14 protein-coding genes are annotated in these 16,318 nt (G+C 68.5%); 12 read left to right on the forward strand and 2 right to left on the reverse strand.

The window, feature by feature from the left end:
- Nucleotides 1–5: 5 nt before the first annotated feature.
- Together SCNU_RS12260 and SCNU_RS12265 are read left to right on the forward strand one after the other, a co-directional pair.
- On the forward strand, nucleotides 6–584 hold the full coding sequence (locus SCNU_RS12260) for a mismatch-specific DNA-glycosylase (RefSeq protein WP_009679700.1): 579 nt from the start codon (nucleotides 6–8) through the stop codon (nucleotides 582–584).
- Between the two features lie 30 nt (nucleotides 585–614).
- On the forward strand, nucleotides 615–1,277 hold the full coding sequence (locus tag SCNU_RS12265) for a DUF1707 SHOCT-like domain-containing protein (RefSeq protein ID WP_040518367.1): 663 nt from the start codon (nucleotides 615–617) through the stop codon (nucleotides 1,275–1,277).
- 18 nt (nucleotides 1,278–1,295) lie between these two features.
- On the opposite strand, the gene SCNU_RS12270 is transcribed toward SCNU_RS12265, so the two are convergent.
- A complete protein-coding gene (locus SCNU_RS12270; RefSeq protein ID WP_009679702.1) occupies nucleotides 1,296–2,228 on the reverse strand; it encodes an AEC family transporter in 933 nt (310 codons plus the stop codon).
- Between the two features lie 207 nt (nucleotides 2,229–2,435).
- Between SCNU_RS12270 and rpmF the strand changes: the two genes are divergently transcribed.
- The 4 genes from rpmF (at nucleotide 2,436) to SCNU_RS12290 (ending at nucleotide 8,049) form a co-directional block, all read left to right on the forward strand.
- Entirely contained in the window at nucleotides 2,436–2,609 is a 174-nt protein-coding gene (gene rpmF / locus SCNU_RS12275) for a 50S ribosomal protein L32 (protein ID WP_009679703.1), read from the forward strand.
- Between the two features lie 244 nt (nucleotides 2,610–2,853).
- Nucleotides 2,854–4,971 carry a choline BCCT transporter BetT gene (betT, locus tag SCNU_RS12280; RefSeq protein WP_009679704.1) on the forward strand — a complete coding sequence of 706 codons (2,118 nt, stop codon included), beginning with the start codon at nucleotides 2,854–2,856 and terminating at the stop codon, nucleotides 4,969–4,971.
- Nucleotides 4,961–6,472: an aldehyde dehydrogenase family protein gene (locus SCNU_RS12285; RefSeq protein WP_009679705.1), complete on the forward strand. Its 1,512-nt coding sequence runs from the start codon at nucleotides 4,961–4,963 to the stop codon at nucleotides 6,470–6,472. The genes betT and SCNU_RS12285 overlap by 11 nt, the downstream gene beginning before the upstream one ends.
- Entirely contained in the window at nucleotides 6,472–8,049 is a 1,578-nt protein-coding gene (locus SCNU_RS12290) for a GMC family oxidoreductase (protein ID WP_009679706.1), read from the forward strand. The genes SCNU_RS12285 and SCNU_RS12290 overlap by 1 nt, the downstream gene beginning before the upstream one ends.
- Before the next feature lie 12 nt (nucleotides 8,050–8,061).
- Here SCNU_RS12290 and SCNU_RS12295 read toward each other — a convergent pair whose 3' ends face one another.
- Nucleotides 8,062–8,832 (reverse strand): SDR family oxidoreductase, encoded by a 771-nt coding sequence (locus SCNU_RS12295; protein WP_009679707.1) that lies wholly within the window; start codon nucleotides 8,830–8,832, stop codon nucleotides 8,062–8,064.
- A 153-nt stretch (nucleotides 8,833–8,985) separates the two neighbouring features.
- Here SCNU_RS12295 and SCNU_RS12300 point away from each other — a divergent pair, with 153 nt between their 5' ends.
- From SCNU_RS12300 to SCNU_RS12325, 6 genes are all read left to right on the forward strand, one after another.
- Nucleotides 8,986–9,918 carry an AurF N-oxygenase family protein gene (locus SCNU_RS12300; RefSeq protein WP_009679708.1) on the forward strand — a complete coding sequence of 311 codons (933 nt, stop codon included), beginning with the start codon at nucleotides 8,986–8,988 and terminating at the stop codon, nucleotides 9,916–9,918.
- A 214-nt stretch (nucleotides 9,919–10,132) separates the two neighbouring features.
- On the forward strand, nucleotides 10,133–11,713 hold the full coding sequence (locus SCNU_RS12305; RefSeq protein ID WP_040518326.1) for an FAD-dependent oxidoreductase: 1,581 nt from the start codon (nucleotides 10,133–10,135) through the stop codon (nucleotides 11,711–11,713).
- A gap of 70 nt (nucleotides 11,714–11,783) precedes the next feature.
- The gene (locus SCNU_RS12310; protein WP_009679710.1) at nucleotides 11,784–12,467 is read left to right on the forward strand and encodes a response regulator transcription factor; all 684 of its coding nucleotides are present in this window, start codon (nucleotides 11,784–11,786) and stop codon (nucleotides 12,465–12,467) included.
- Nucleotides 12,468–12,470: 3 nt separating this feature from the next.
- Entirely contained in the window at nucleotides 12,471–13,889 is a 1,419-nt protein-coding gene (locus SCNU_RS12315; protein WP_009679711.1) for a HAMP domain-containing sensor histidine kinase, read from the forward strand.
- A gap of 91 nt (nucleotides 13,890–13,980) precedes the next feature.
- Nucleotides 13,981–15,429, forward strand: coding sequence for a S1C family serine protease (locus tag SCNU_RS12320; protein WP_009679712.1), 1,449 nt, complete (start codon nucleotides 13,981–13,983; stop codon nucleotides 15,427–15,429).
- An 87-nt stretch (nucleotides 15,430–15,516) separates the two neighbouring features.
- Nucleotides 15,517–16,038: a MogA/MoaB family molybdenum cofactor biosynthesis protein gene (locus SCNU_RS12325; protein WP_009679713.1), complete on the forward strand. Its 522-nt coding sequence runs from the start codon at nucleotides 15,517–15,519 to the stop codon at nucleotides 16,036–16,038.
- Nucleotides 16,039–16,318: the final 280 nt, after the last annotated feature.

The raw sequence follows: 16,318 nt of genomic DNA on the forward strand, positions 1-16,318 counted from the left end.
CGGCGATGGGTTTCACGCGCGACGAATTGCTGAGCTTCACCGACGCCACGGTCCCCGACCTGATCGGGCACGACTGCCGGCTGCTGATCTCCGGAATCAACCCCGGACTGTGGACGGCGGCGACCGGAGCGCATTTCGCCAGACCCGGGAACCGCTTCTATCCGGCGCTGTTCGCCGCGGGCGTCACCGACCACCTGATCGACGCGTCGGGCGGGATGGCGGACGTCGATCGGCAGGCGTTGTTCGACGCCGGCGTCGGAATCACCAACGTCGTCGCCCGGGCCACCGCCAAGGCGTCGGATCTGACTCGCGACGAACTGCTCCGGGGCGGCGTCGAACTCGAGAGGACGGTGAACCGGGTGCGTCCGCGCGTCCTCGCGATCCTCGGCGTCACCGCGTATCGAGCGGCGTTCGGCCGCCGGACCGCGACCGTCGGCCCGCAGCCCGAGAAGCTCGGCGGTGCCGAACTGTGGGTGCTGCCCAACCCGAGCGGGCTCAACGCGCACGAGACGGTCGAAACACTGGCCGCCGCGTACCGGCGCGCCGCCGACGCCGCCGGAGTGCCGGATCTGCGTCGCCGGTGAGATGCCGCATCTTTCACTACTCTTGTGCAGATGAGCGACATCGAGCCCAGTTCGTCCCGTTCGCCGCGGCCCGCCGCGGGCGACGCCGCCGCGATCCTGGTCAGCGACGCCGACCGCGAGCGCACCCATTCGTATCTGTCGGCGGCGATGACGATGGGCGTCCTGACGCCCGAGGAGTACAGCCATCGCGCGGGCGACGCCTCGGTCGCGCGGACCCGATCCGACCTCGACGCGCTGACTCGCGATCTGCCGCTGGACCAACTCCGGTCCGTGGCCGCCGACGCGGAGTTCGGGGAGACGACGGTCAGCGAGTCGGGCGCCCAGCCGGTCACCGGCGCGTCCGGCTTCTTCGGTGGCACGGAAGTCGGCGGCGGTGCGGTGGTCGGCGACCGGCTGAAGGCCACCGCGCTGATGGGCGGGGTGGCGCTCGACTTGCGCAACGTCGAATACACGGCACCGGTGCTGACCATCAAGTGCAAGGCGATCATGGGCGGCATCGACATCACCGTTCCGCCGGACGTGACGGTCGAGGTGCACGGCCGCGGCGTGTTCGGCGGCTTCGACGGCAGCGCGGCCGGTTCCGGCGGCGAGGGTGCGCCGCGTGTGGTGATCAAGGGCTTCTCGCTGATGGGCGGCGTGCACGTCCAGCGTCGGGGCCGTGCTGAGAGCCTGGGGCCGCGCCGGGCGCGTTAGCGTGGGCGCCCGACCCGCTTATGCCAGTGTCGCCGCCACCAGCGCGATCACCGGGATCGAGAGCAGCGTGGTGATCAGCGCGGAGTCACGGGCCAGCACCTCGCCGCGCTGATATCTCGTCGCGTAGACCAGGACGTTCTGGGCCGTCGGGAGCGCGGCGATCACCACCTGCGCGAACAGTGCGTGCCCGGTCATGCCGAACCCCCACCGGGCGAGCGCATACGCGACGGCCGGCATCACTGCCATCTTCATCACCGAGGCGAGGGCGATGTCGCGCCGGGGGCTCTCGCCCTTCTTGAACACCGCGACGCCGGTCAACGTGAGGCCGAAGGTCAGCAGCGCCAGCGGCACCGACGCCTGGCCGAGCATGTCCAGCGGTTCCATCACCGCCTGCGGCGGGGTCCAGCCGACGAGGGAGATCACGAGTCCGATCACGCCGCCGACCAGAATCGGGTTCTTGAGCGGGGTCAGCACGGTCCGCAGGGTCGACGTGCGGCGCGGGCCCGACAGCGCCGTCAGATCGAGGGTGGCCAGGGCGACGGGGGAGTAGAAGACGATCTGGAACAGCAGGAGCGGCGCGATGAACGACGCGTCGTCGAGCACGAAGATCGCGATCGGCAGACCCAGGTTCACGCTGTTGACGTACGACGACGAGAGTGCCCCGATCACGATCTCCGGAATGCCGCGGCGCAGCCACAGCCAGGCGATGAGTGCGTACGCTCCGCCGACGATGAGCGCCGAGGCAGAGGCCACCGCGAGGGTGGAGGAGAAGATGACCGACAGGTCGCTGGTCGCGAGCGAGTGAATGAGCAGCGCGGGCGTGCAGACGAAGAAGACGACGCGCGCCAGCACCGACGACGCGTGCTCGCCGAGACTCCCCGTCCGCCCCAGGACGTAGCCGAGGGCGACCACGAGGAAGATGACGGTGAACCCCGAGATGACGCCAGACACCAGTCGGATTATGCCCGCGGCGTCCGCCGTTTCCACATCCGGCGGCCCAGGGCCCACTCCCGCGTTTTGCATAGGACACCCCGCGACGGCTAATCTGGTCTGGTTGTGTGCCGCGGTCGCTAGCCGTGGTGGCAAGGCGATCAGCGGGTCAGGCGGGTCGGGATGAAGCCCGAACCCACCCGCACCAGGTAGAGAAGGGCTGGAACCATGGCAGTACCCAAGCGCCGGATGTCGCGGGCCAATACCCGCAGCCGTCGTTCGCAGTGGAAGGCGGAGAACGTCACGCTGCAGGAAGAGAAGATCAACGGCGTTTCGCAGCGCATCCCGCGCCGCCTGGTGAAGGCAGCGAAGCTCGGTCTGGTCGACCTCGACCGTCGCTGAGCGACCAGCGCAGAAAAACGTACAACGGCTGTGGCCGGCGAGAAATCGCCGGCCACAGCCGTTTCTGCATTCCCCGTCCGCACGACGAGCCGGGACCGTGATCCGGCACGCGCGGGTCACGGTGCGGTCTCGAACCAGCTGTCCGGTTCGCTTCCGGACGACGGTCCGCGCTAGGTTGGCGCCAGTTCGAGACTCGAAGTGATACGAAACCAGTGCGAATTCTGTCAGGGATGTGATCGTTGCTGTGGCGACCCGATCGGGGACCGTGCGGTCCGGTGATGATGAGACCGGCCGGGTACGCGTCAACAAGACCGTCTTCATCGGATCCAGCGTCGGCATCATCGGGATCATCCTCTGGGCGCTGATCGATCAGGACGGCGCTGACCGGATCATCGGCAGCGCGGTGGGGTGGGTGTCACGCGAACTCGGGTGGTTCTACATCCTGCTGGCGGCGGGCGTTCTCGCCTTCGTGATCTGGGCGGCCGTCTCGAAGGTCGGGCAGGTGAAGCTCGGCCCCGACCACTCCAAGCCGACGTACAGCATCTTCTCGTGGACGGCGATGCTCTTCGCCGCGGGCATCGGCATCGACCTGATGTTCTTCTCGGTGTCCGAACCGGTGACGCAGCGGGCGATGCCGCCGATCGGCGAGGGCGGGACGCTCGAGGCGACGCGGCAGGCGGTCGTGTGGACACTCTTCCACTACGGGCTGATCGGGTGGGGTCTGTACGCGCTGATCGGGATGGCGCTGGCCTACTTCTCGTACCGGTACAACCAGCCGCTGAGCCTGCGGTCGGCGCTGCAGCCGATCTTCGGCGACCGCGTGAAGGGGCTGCTCGGCGACACCGTCGACATCGCAGCGCTGCTCGGCGCGATCTTCGGTCTGGCGACCAGTCTCGGCATCGGTGTCGCACAGCTCAACGTCGGGCTCGACGACCTGTTCGGCATCGCCGAGAGCACCTGGGCACAGGCGGGGCTGATCGCGGTCGCGGTCGGCGTCGCGATCGCATCGGCGGTCTCCGGGGTCGACAAGGGTGTGAAGCGGTTGTCGGAGGCCAACGTGATCATCGCGATCGGCCTGATGCTGTTCGTGCTGATCGCCGGCTCGACCACGTTCCTGATGAACGGCCTGGTGCAGAACGTCGGTGACTTCACCTCGCGCTTCCCGGTCATGGCGCTGGACACCATGGCCTACGACCGCCCCGACCAGTGGATGACGGACTGGACGCTGTTCTTCTGGGCGTGGTGGATCGCGTGGGCGCCGTTCGTGGGCCTGTTCCTGGCGCGGATCTCCCGCGGCCGCACCATTCGGCAGTTCGTCGCGGGGACGCTGATCGTGCCGTTCCTGTTCATCCTGACGTGGATCTCGATCTTCGGGAACAGCGCGCTCGACGTGGTGCTCGGCGGGAACAAGGAGTTCGAGCAGACGGCGATCGACAAGCCGGAGCGGGCGTTCTACGCGCTGCTCCACGAGTATCCGGGCGCGCCGGTGCTGGTGATCATCGCCACGTTCACCGGCCTGCTCTTCTACATCACGAGTGCCGATTCGGGCGCGCTCGTGATGTCGCATTTCACCTCGCGGATCACCGACAACGAGTCGGACGGGCCGCGGTGGGTCCGCGTCTTCTGGGCGTCGGCCACCGGACTGTTGACGCTGGCGATGCTGATGATCGGCGGCATCTCCACGCTGCAGCAGGCGACGGTGATCATGGGACTGCCGTTCGCCGTCGTCGTGCTGTTGATGATGCTCGGGCTGTTCCGGGCGTTCCAGGTGGAGGCCAACTGGGTCGACTCCCGTCGCAGCGCCCTGAGTCGGGCGCTCTCGCATCGGTCGTCGGGCGGGACGTCGCTCAACTGGCGGCAGCGGGTGGCGCGAGCGGTGCGATATCCGGACGTCGACGACGTCCGCCGGTTCACCGACCTGGTGGTCGAGCCCGCCCTGCGCGAGGTGGCGGCCGAATTGCGCGGCGCCGGCATGGACGCGTCCGTGGGTTCGACGCATGTGGACGCCTACGACGTCGACGCGTACCACCTGGACGTGCAATTCAACGGCAAGAAGCCGTTCCACTACCAGGTGTTCCCGACCCGGCATCCGACGCCGGTGTTCGGGCTCAACCCCGAGACGTCGGAGCGGTTCTACCGCCTCGAGGTGTTCACCGCGCAGGGCAGTGAGGGCTTCGACGTCTACGGCTTCACCAAGGAGCAGATCAGCTCCAACGTGCTCGACCACTACGAGCGCCACATCGAATACCTGCACTCGGTCGGCGACTCGGAGTCCGAGCCCGTCGAATCGGAGGCGACATTGGACTGGTCGGCAGACTTCGAAGAGGACCTGCCGGAGGAGGAGACGATCCGTGAACCCTGAAACCCTGTTCATCGACGGCCGGTGGGCGGCCGCGGCCGACGGCGGCACGCGCGAGATCCGCTGCCCGGCCGACGGCTCGCTGGTCGCGACGGTCAGCGAGGCGACCGCGGACGACACCGTGCGCGCGATCGAAGCCGCTCGGCGGGCCTTCGACGACCGTCGCTGGGCATCGGTCCCGACGCCGGAGCGCTGTGCGCTGCTGAGCCGGGTCGCCGCGACCATCCGCGAACGGCGGGAGGAGTGGGCCCGCGCCGAGGCGCTCGATACCGGCAAGCGGATCGTGGAGGCGCGCCTGGACATGGACGACATCGCCGCCTGCTTCGACTACTTCGCGAACATCGGTGCGCAGGACGCCGGGCGCCTGGTCGACGCCGGGTCGGCGAACGTCGTGAGCCGCGTCCAATACGAGCCGGTGGGTGTGTGCGGCCTGATCACGCCGTGGAACTACCCGCTGCTGCAGGCCGCCTGGAAGATCGCGCCCGCGCTGGCGGCCGGCTGCTCGTTCGTGCTCAAGCCCGCCGAGCTGACGCCGCACACGGCGATCCTCACGGTCGCGCTGCTGAAGGAACTGGGTCTGCCGGACGGCGTCGCGAATCTCGTCACCGGTGCGGGTGCGGTCGCCGGGGCACCGCTGTCGTCGCACCCGGACGTCGACCTCGTCTCGTTCACCGGCGGTCTGGTCACCGGCCGCGTGATCGCGGCGAGCGCCGCCCCGACCGTCAAGAAGGTCGCACTCGAACTCGGCGGCAAGAACCCCAATGTGATCTTCGCCGACGCCGACTTCGACGCCGCGCTCGACAACGCGCTCAACGCCGCGTTCGTGCATTCCGGACAGGTGTGCTCGGCCGGTGCGCGGCTGGTCGTGCAGGATTCGATCGCCGAGGAGTTCGTCGACGCGCTCGTCGAGCGGGCCCGGCACATCGTGCTCGGTGGACCCTTCGACGAGGCCGCGGAGACCGGCCCGCTGATCTCGGCGGCGCACCGGGACAAGGTGCACGCGTACGTGAACGCCGGTGTCGCCGAAGGCGCGCGGCTCCGCTGCGGCGGCGAGTTCGCCACCGGCCGGTCCGGCGAGTCGGACCTGGATGCGGGCTTCTACTACCTGCCGACCGTGCTCGACCAGGTCCGGCAGGGCATGTCGGTGGTCGTCGACGAGGCGTTCGGCCCGGTGGTCACCGTCGAGACGTTCACCGACGAGGACGACGCCGTCCGGATCGCGAACGACACGATCTACGGGCTCGCGGGCGCCGTCTGGACGCAGGACGCGGGCAAGGCGCAGCGGATCGCGAATCGCCTGCGCCACGGCACCGTCTGGATCAACGACTTCCACCCGTACCTCCCGCAGGCGGAGTGGGGCGGCTTCGGACAGTCGGGCGTCGGCCGAGAACTCGGTCCGACCGGGCTCGACGAGTACCGCGAGGCCAAGCACGTCTACCAGAACATCGCACCGGCGGTCACCGGATGGTTCGCCGACCGTCGCGAACCGGAACAGGAAGGCTGATGAGCACAGTGTCCGAGGCACAGGTCAGGGAGTTCGACTACGTCGTCGTCGGCGGCGGATCGGGAGGATGCGCCGTCGCCGCGCGGCTGTCGGAGGACCCGTCGGTGTCCGTGGCGTTGATCGAGGCCGGGCCGGACGACCGCGGCATCCCCGAGGTGCTGCGCCTGGACCGGTGGATGGAACTCCTCGAGTCGGGCTACGACTGGGACTACCCGATCGAACCTCAGGCCAACGGCAACTCGTTCATGAGACACGCCCGCGCCAAGGTGCTCGGCGGCTGCTCGTCGCACAATTCGTGCATCGCGTTCTGGCCGCCGGCCGAGGACCTCGACTCCTGGGAGCGCGAGTACGGCGCCACCGGCTGGAACGCGGCCGCGATGTGGCCGGTCCTCAAGCGGCTGGAGACGAATGAGGACGCCGGCCCGGACGCTCCGCATCACGGTGACCGCGGGCCGGTGAACCTGATGAACGTTCCGCCGACCGACCCCTGCGGGGTCGCGGTGCTCGCCGCGGCCGCCGAGTACGGCATCCCGACCACCCGCTTCAACACCGGGACCACGGTGCGCAGCGGCGCCAACTTCTTCCAGATCAACTCGAAGCGGGACGGAACGCGTTCGTCTTCGTCGGTGTCGTACATCCATCCGATCGCCGACCGCGAGAACTTCACCCTGCTGACCGGACTGCGCGCCAAGAAGCTGCTGTTCGACGGGCTGCGGTGCGTCGGCGTCGAGGTGGTCGACAATCAGTTCGGCAGGGCGCAGACCATCCGCGCGGGGCGTGAGGTGGTCCTGTCCGCCGGAGCCATCGACACACCCAAGTTGCTGATGCTGTCGGGCATCGGTCCCGCTGAGCACCTCGCGGGACGCGGGGTGAACGTGCTGCTCGACTCGCCGGGCGTCGGCAGCAACCTGCAGGATCACCCGGAGGGCGTGATCTCGTGGGAGGCCAAGCAGCCGATGGTCAGCGAGTCGACGCAGTGGTGGGAGATCGGGATCTTCGACACCGTCGACGCCGGCCTCGACCGGCCGGACCTGATGATGCACTACGGCAGCGTGCCGTTCGACATGCACACCCTGCGCCGCGGCTACCCGACGTCGGAGAACTCGTTCTGCCTGACGCCGAACGTGACTCATGCGCGGTCGCGCGGCACGGTGCGGCTCGCCTCGCGCGACTTCCGCGACAAGCCGCATGTGGATCCGCGGTACTTCACCGATCCCGAGGGCTACGACATGCGGATCATGACCGAGGGCATCCGCCGCGCTCGGGAGATCGTCGCGCAGCCCGCGATGGCGGAGTGGGCCGGGCGGGAACTCTTTCCCGGGCCGGACCATCTCAGCGACGACGAGCTCGCGGCGTACATCAGCCGGACTCACAACACCGTGTATCACCCGGTCGGCACGGCCGCGATGGGTTCCGCCGACGACGCCCCGGTCGACGCACAGCTGCGGGTGAAGGGCGTCGACGGTCTGCGCGTCGCCGACGCCTCGGTGTTCCCCGAACACCTCTCGGTGAACCCCAACATCACGGTGATGATGATCGGGGAACGGTGCGCGGACCTGGTGAAGGGCGCGCGCTGATCTCGCCCGGGGCTACTGCGCGATCAGCTTGTTGACGCCGCGGTTCAGCACGTTCGGAATGAACTTCGCGGCATTGCCGAGCACCGTGGTCTGGATGCCGACGGAGTAGCTCGTCCGGCTCAGGAGGCGATCGGCGATGGTCGGGTGGACCGACTCCCACACCTTGTCCGCCACCTGTTCCGGGGTGATCCGGACGCCGAGGGTCTTGGTCGACTTCGCGTCGTTGTCGGCGAGTGCAGTCTTCGCCCAGAGTGGCCAGATGCTCACGACGCGGATGTCGTCGGGCGCCCACTCCAACTCCAGGGCCTCGGTGAGTCCCGCGACGTAGAACTTGGTCGCACTGTAGGTCGCGATGCCCGGCTGGCCGTAGATCGCCGATGCCGACGCGATGTTCACCAGATGAGATCCGGGCGTGGCCTTGAGGTAGGGGTGGGCGGCCTGCGCGCCCAGCGTGACGCCGAGGGCGTCGATGTCGATCTGGGCCTTGATCGCGTCGGCGGAGATCTCCGTCAGCGGTCCGGCGACGAGGATGCCCGCGTTGTTGTCGAGGACGTCGAGTCGGCCGTCGGTGTGCGCGGTGAAGTCGGCCAGCGCCTTCGACCACTGCTCGGGGTCGCGGACGTCGAGGGTTCCGGTGATGAATTCGGGGTTCTCGGTGGCGACGGTCGCCACCGCCTCGGCGCTGACGTCGTAGACGCCGACCGTCCAGCCTTCGGCCGCGAATTGCTTCGCCGTCGCCAGGCCGATGCCTGCTGCGCCGCCGGAAATGAAGATCGAAGGCATATGCTCTCCCCGCTCTGGCCTGCGAGGATGACCTCGCAGCTGATGTTACTTCTCAGTAGGGACTCTAGTCCGTATACACCCTCCGAGGCGAGTGTTACCGTGACAATGATTGTTGTTACAAAAGGCAATGGAACGGTTTACCGGAGGTCTGTGATGACTGCAGCGATCGAACGAGACGACGCCGAGGCGAACATCGTCAGCATGAAGGATGTGGGCACCGAGCAGGTCTCGGAACGCCTGCTCAGGTCCGCCGCGCGACTCTCGCGGAACGCGATGACCGAGATCGACTGGTCGCTGCCGATGGATCCGGAGAAGTACGGTTGCAGCCCGGAGTGGTCGTCGCTCTACGGCACCGACTACTGGAACGAACTCACCGACGAGCAGCGGGTGAATCTGACCCGCCACGAGTTCGCGTCCATCATGTGCATCGGCATCTGGTTCGAGATGATCCTGAATGAGATGGTCCTGCGCGACCAGTACGTCGGTGACTATCACTCCTCGGAGTTCCAGTTCGCGCTCGTCGAGATCGCCGACGAGTGCAGGCACTCGCAGATGTTCGCGAAGGCGTCGGAGAAGATGGTCGGCACGTCGTACCACCCGCATCCGAAGGTTGCGAAGCTCGGGAAGGCGTTCAAGGTCCTCGCCGGCAGCGAGGTCGCGTACGCGGGCATCCTGGTCGCCGAGGAAGTGCTCGACGTCTTCCAGCGCGGCTGCATGCGCGACGAGCGCGTGCTGCCGTTCGTCCGCACCGTCAACGAGATCCACGTGCTCGAGGAATCGCGGCACATGAAGTTCGCACGCGAGCAGGTGCGTGAATCGGTCGCCGACATCGGCTGGTTCCGCAGGCAGTTCAGCGCCCTCTCGGTAGCCGCCGGCGCGTACCTGATCGTCACCAGCCTGATTCAGCCGCAGGCCTACGCCGACGCGGGCCTCGACGTCCCTCGCGCGATGGCCGAACGTCGCGAGAACAGCCACTTCCATTCGATGATCCGCAGCAGCTGCGGACATCTCATGGAGTTCCTCGACGAGGTCGGGCTCCTGACCAAGCCCGCGATGCGCTACTACCGCAAAGCCCACATGTTGTAGGCCCGGGGTGATCGCCAGGTTGATCGAGGACGCGACCCCCGACGTTGATCGAGGAAGCACCCCCCGAGGTTGATCGAGTAAGCGACCGAGCGCAGCGAGGACGCGCATCGAGATCTCCCAGGTCAGCCACGGTCTCGATGCGCCTCGTCACTTCGTTCCTCGGCTTACTCGACCAGCCTGGGGGAGACCCGCACCATTCCAGAAAGGCACTCAGTTGTCCTTCGTCATCACTCAGTCCTGTTGCAGCGACGCCGGATGCGTCTCGGTGTGTCCGGTGAACTGCATTCACCCGACGCCGGAGGAGCGCGGATTCGGCACCTCCGACATCCTGCACATCGATCCGGAGGCCTGCATCGACTGCGGCGCGTGCGCGGATGCGTGCCCGGTCGACGCGATCTTCCCGGCCGATCGGCTGTCCGCCCGCGACCAGATCTTCGTCGAGATCAACGCGGGGTACTACCGAGATCACCCCGACATCTCGTCCGGGTGGTCGGGGGTCGTGTACCCGGAGATCCCGCGCCTGCCCCACGACCTCCGCATCGCGATCGTCGGCACCGGACCCTCGGGCGGGTACACCCTCCGCACGGTGCTGAACCGGACGGATGCCTCGGTGACGGTGTTCGACAAGCTGCCCACCCCGGGTGGACTGGTCCGCGCGGGCGTCGCCCCCGACCATCCGAGCACCAAGGACGTCATGAAGACCTTCGACATCCTGTACCGCGACCCGCGCGTCACGATGGCGACCAACGTCGAGATCGGCCCCGACGTCGACGCCGGTCAGATCACGCCTGGTGAGCTCGCGCAGCACTTCGACGCCGTCTTCTACGCGGTGGGCGCGGCAGACGCCCGGCGTCTCGACATCCCCGGCGAGGACCTGCCCGGCAGCACTTCGGCCACGGACCTGGTCGCCTGGTACAACGCCGTGCCGGGTGCGCAGGGTCCGACCATTCCGGTCGACGGCAGCGGTCGTGCGGTGATCGTCGGCACCGGCAATGTGGCGCTCGACGTCGCGCGGATCCTCGTCTCACCGCCGGAGTCGCTGGCGACCACCGACATCGCCGACCGGGCGCTGACCCTGCTGCGCAGGCAGGACATCCACGAAGTGGTGCTCCTCGGCAGGCGTGGACAGGACGCGGCCGCCTACACGGCGGCGGAGTACCGCGCCCTGTCGGTGATCCCGGGAGTCGAGGTCGTGGTGCACGACCGCGCGACCGCCGCCGCATCAGATCTGACGGCCCCCGCAGCGCCCGGTCGGCGGCGGATCGTGTTCCTGTTCGACACCGTCGTCGACGCCGTGATCGGCGACGACGCGCTGCGGTCCGTCGCGGTGACGACGGACGGCCGGTCGCACCGCATCGTCGCGGACCTGCTGGTGCGCTCGATCGGCTACCGATCGGCTCCGATCGGCGGACTCCCGTTCGACGATGCCGCCGGCCGGTTTCCGGTGCGCGACGGGCGGATCGTGGACGCGGCGGGCGAGCCGGTCGTCGGTGCTTACGCCGTCGGCTGGGCGGCGCGCGGATCCACCGGCGGCATCGGAGCCAACAAGTTGAACGCCGTCCAGACGGTGGAGACCTTCATCGGCGACGCGGAGGCAGGCCTGACTCGGGCGACCGGGACCGCGGCGGCGTTCACCGAACTGCTGCGGCGCAGGCAGCGCCGGTCGCTCGGGTACCGCGGGATCGCGGCGATCGACCGTCGCGAGCGCGAACTCGGAGCACGTCAAGGACGTCCGCGGGTCAAGTTCACCGAGGTGGGCGAGATGCTCGCGGCGGCGGGCCGGAGGCGTCGCTGAGCTCGGCGGATTTGCGCCGAACGGCGTGTTCGCTCAGTCGAATCTCAGTTGTGGATATAAGACTGTAACCATGCGCATCCTGGTGGTGGACGACGATCGTGCGGTCCGCGAATCGCTCCGACGGTCGCTCAGCTTCAACGGATACACGGTGGAGACGGCGGGCGACGGACTCGAAGCTCTCGAGAAGGTGATCGCGGAGCGGCCCGATCTGATGGTCCTCGACGTGATGATGCCGAGACTCGACGGGCTCGAGGTGTGCCGTCGACTCCGTTCGGCGGGCGACGATCTGCCGATCCTCGTGCTCACCGCCCGCGACTCGGTGTCCGAGCGCGTCAGCGGCCTCGACGCCGGTGCCGACGACTACCTGCCCAAGCCGTTCGCGCTGGAGGAACTGCTGGCACGACTGCGGTCACTGCTGCGGCGTACCACCCGCGACGAGGAGGAGTCCGAAGCCGTCTCTTTCGCCGACCTCACGCTCGACCCGGTGACGCGCGAGGTGACCCGCGGGGAGCGGCAGATCAGCCTGACCCGCACCGAGTTCGCGTTGCTCGAGATGCTGATGAGCAACCCGAAGCGCGTGCTGACCCGCAGCCGCATCCTGGAAGAGGTGTGGGGATACGACTTCCCGACCTCCGGCAACGCGCTCGAGGTCTACATCGGCTACCTGCGGCGCAAGACCGAAGCCGACGGCGAGCCTCGCCTGATCCACACCGTCCGCGGCGTCGGATACGTGCTGCGCGAGGGCACTCCGTAGCCGATGCGTGGTCCATTCCGGCTGACGCGCGCGGTCTCCCTGCGCCGCCGCGTCGCGCTTCTGGCCGCCGCGGTGGTGCTCCTGTCGGCGGTTCTGATGGCGGGCGCGGCGTACTTCGTGGTCTCCCGGTCGATGTACAACGACGTGGACACCCAATTGGTCGCCCGCGCCGACGGGCTCACCGCCCTGGCCAAGCTCGGCCGGCTGAGCAACGGTCCCGAGGCGCTGGTCGCGGGCACGGTGTTCTCGACCTCCATCTCCATCGCGCTGGTCGAGAAGGACGGGCACGCGATCATGGTCGGCGACGTGCCCTTCGGCGACCCGGAGAAGGATGTCGCGAAATCGACGAACCCGCCGGGAAAGCTGAATCAGAGCCTGCGCACCACCGGGAACCATCGGGTGCTCGCGCGCAAGCTGTCCGACGGCAGCACGCTGATCCTCGCGCAGTCGCTGGACCGGACCGACGCCGTCCTCGGCCGGCTGGCGTCGGTGCTCTTCATCGTCGGCGGCGCGGGCGTCGCGTTCGCGGCGATCGCGGGCACGGCGGTCGCGCGGACGGGCCTGCGGCCGGTCACCAGACTCACCGCCGCGGCCGAGCGCGTCGCCCGGACTCAGGACCTGACGCCGATCCCGGTCACCGGTAAGGATGAGCTCGCACGACTCACCGAGAGCTTCAACACCATGCTCGGCGCGCTCGCCGAGTCGCGCGACAAGCAGGCGCGACTGGTGGCCGACGCCGGTCACGAACTCAAGACGCCGCTGACCTCGCTCCGCACCAACTTGGAACTGCTGATCGCGTCGTCCGCGCCGGGCGCACCGCCGGTGCCCGCCGCCGACATGGTGGAACTGCGCTCGGACGTGATGGCCCAGATCGAGGAGCTCTCGACTCTGGTCGGCGACCTCGTGGACCTGGCCCGCGACGACGCCCTCGAGGCCGTCCACCAGGAGGTGGATCTCGAGGAGGTGATCGATGCGGCGCTCGAACGCGTGCGACGGCGCCGCGCGGACATCGACTTCGACGTCGAGACCACGCCGTGGTTCGTGTTCGGTGAGCAGCACGGGCTCGCCCGCGCGGTGCTGAACGTCCTCGACAACGCCGCCAAGTGGAGCCCGCCCGGCCGCGCCGTGCACATCCGGCTGCAACAGGTGGGGCCGGCGAGCGCGGAGCTCACCGTCGCCGACGCGGGGCCGGGGATCGCACCGGAGGACCGCGAGATGGTCTTCGAACGCTTCTACCGAGCGGACTCCACGCGGTCGATGCCGGGTTCGGGTCTCGGACTCGCGATCGTGCGGCAGGTGGTCACGCGGGTCGGCGGTTCGGTGGTCGCGGAGGGATCGGACGAGGGCGGTGCCCTGATTCGCATGCGAATCCCCGGACTGCCGCACCATACTGAGCCCGATCCGATCGTCGTCCGGCGCTGACGATCACTCACAGGTACTTGGCAGGAACCTCGCAGCGATCAGGCAACGGGGTCTGAACAGCTTCACAGAATGGTGCAATACGCTGAATCGCATGACCAACGGCGAACACCCCGGCAACGACGATTGGCGGCAGGTCCCCGGAGCCCCGAACCAGCCTCCGACCGGCGGATTCCCCGCCAATCCCTATGGGCCGCCCAGCAATGCGTCGGGCCCGCCGAGCGGGCAGTTCGCCGCGGCGAATCCCAACCCTCCGCAGCCGGGCGCGGGCACGCCGTCGCACGGTCAGCACGCGACCCCCGAGCAGCCGTCGACGCCGTACTACACCGGTGCTCCGAGCGGGCCGGGATCGACGGGACAGTTCGCGGCGGCAGGCTACGGCACGCAGCCGTTCCCGGGCGGCGACCCGGTGAACCCGGCGGTGCAACCGCCCGCCCCGCAGCAGCCGAAGAAGGGCGGCGCGGGCAAGAAGTTCATCGTCGGCGCCGCGGCCGTCGCGCTCCTCGCCGGCGGTGCGGGCGGCGCGATCGGCGCCAGCCTCGCTAACGGGTCGGACAACGATTCGTCGACGTCGAACGTCGCGGCCTCCGGCCCGACGGACACCGCGCAGCCGCCGGCGGCGCCCGGCTCGGTGCAGTCGACCTCCGCGGCGGTGCTGCCGTCAGTCGTGTCGATCACCGTCGAGGTCGGCAACCAGGTGGGCTCCGGCTCCGGCGTCATCCTCAGCGACGACGGCGTCATCCTCACCAACAACCACGTGATCAGTGCAGGCGGCGGCAAGCCCGCGGACAAGATCCTGGTCAGCTTCAACGACGGCACGCGCGCGATGGCCAAGGTCCTCGGTACCGACCCGACGTCCGACATCGCCGTCATCCAGGCCGACAAGACCGGGCTGAAGCCGATCACGGTCGGCTCGTCGGCGAACCTGTCGGTCGGCCAGGAGGTGATCGCGGTCGGCTCACCCCTCGGTCTCGAAGGCACCGTCACCACCGGCATCATCAGTTCGCTGAACCGCCCGGTCTCGACCACCGGTGCCGATGGATCGGTCGAGTCCGTGATGGATGCGATCCAGACCGACGCCGCGATCAATCCCGGCAACTCCGGCGGCGCCCTGGTGAACGGCAACGGCGCGCTCATCGGCATCAACAGTGCGATCGCGACGGTCAACGGCGCCTCTGAGCAGCAGCAGTCGGGCAGCATCGGCCTCGGTTTCGCCATTCCGGTGGACCAGGCGATGCGGATCGCGAACACCCTGCGCACCGGCGGCAAGGTGCAGCAGGCGAGCCTGGGAGTGAACGTCCGGCCGAGCAGTGATGTCACCCAGCCCGGCGCGCAGGTGGTGAACGTCGTCAGCGGCGGCGCCGCGGATCAGGCCGGCATCCCCAAGGGGGCGGTCATCACGCAGGTCGACGACCGCAAGATCGCGTCGTCGGATGCGCTGGTCGCCGCTATCCGTTCCTACGCTCCGGGGGATACGGTGAAGATCACGTACGTGATCGACGGGCAGACCAAGACCGCAGACGTGAAGCTGGGGGCCAGCTGACCGGACCGGTGACCGCGCTCGAGCGGACGCCGGTGACAGGACCACAGAAGTGCGCCGCGACGGCGGCGTGTCGAGGAAGGTTGGATCATGATTGACGCCGCAGAAGCCGAAGCCGACGCCGCAGTCCAGGGCATCGTGACGCCGCGGGCACTGGTTGTCGTAATCGACGACCGCGCCGTCGGCGGGGAGGATCACGATCTGCTCGGTCCGCTGGTGACCGAGCTTCTCGAGGAGGCCGACTTCCACGTCGACGCGACCACCACGGTCTCGGGCGACGAAGTGGAGATCCGGAACGCGATCAACACCGCGGTGATCGGCGGTGTGGACCTGGTGGTCTCCGTCGGCGGTGTAGGCGTCGGCCCGCGCGACGTGACACCGGAGGCGGCCGAGCCGCTGCTGGACCGTCGTCTCGCGGGCATCGAGGAGGCCATCCGCAGCTCGGGTCTGTCCGCGGGGGCCACCGACGCGGGACTCTCGCGCGGACTCGCGGGCATCTCGGGCCAGACGGTGGTGGTGAACCTCGCCGATTCCCGCGCCGCGGTACGCGACGGCATGGCCACCCTGATCCCGATGGCGCATCACATCATCGCGGCGATCAGTGAATTCTGATCGACCCGACTCGGAGCGACCGGAGTCTGGGCGATCCGAGGAGAGCTGGCGCCGAAAGCGCAGGCTCGACGCCGTTTTCGGTGACGATCTCCCGGAGATCGTCACCGATCCCGGCGAGTCCTCGCATGCCGGTCGCGGGCGTGACTGGTACGAGCAGAACCGCCCCCCGCACCACGGCTAGACAACTGTCCGAACCATAACTCGCAGGTCATCGCCACCCGAACTCGTCGGTAAGTGACCCTTCTCACGGACAACCGGACAATTCACTTTCTCGCCGAGC

Origin of the sequence: Gordonia neofelifaecis NRRL B-59395 (genome assembly GCF_000192435.1) — a bacterium.
GTDB lineage: Bacteria > Actinomycetota > Actinomycetes > Mycobacteriales > Mycobacteriaceae > Gordonia > Gordonia neofelifaecis.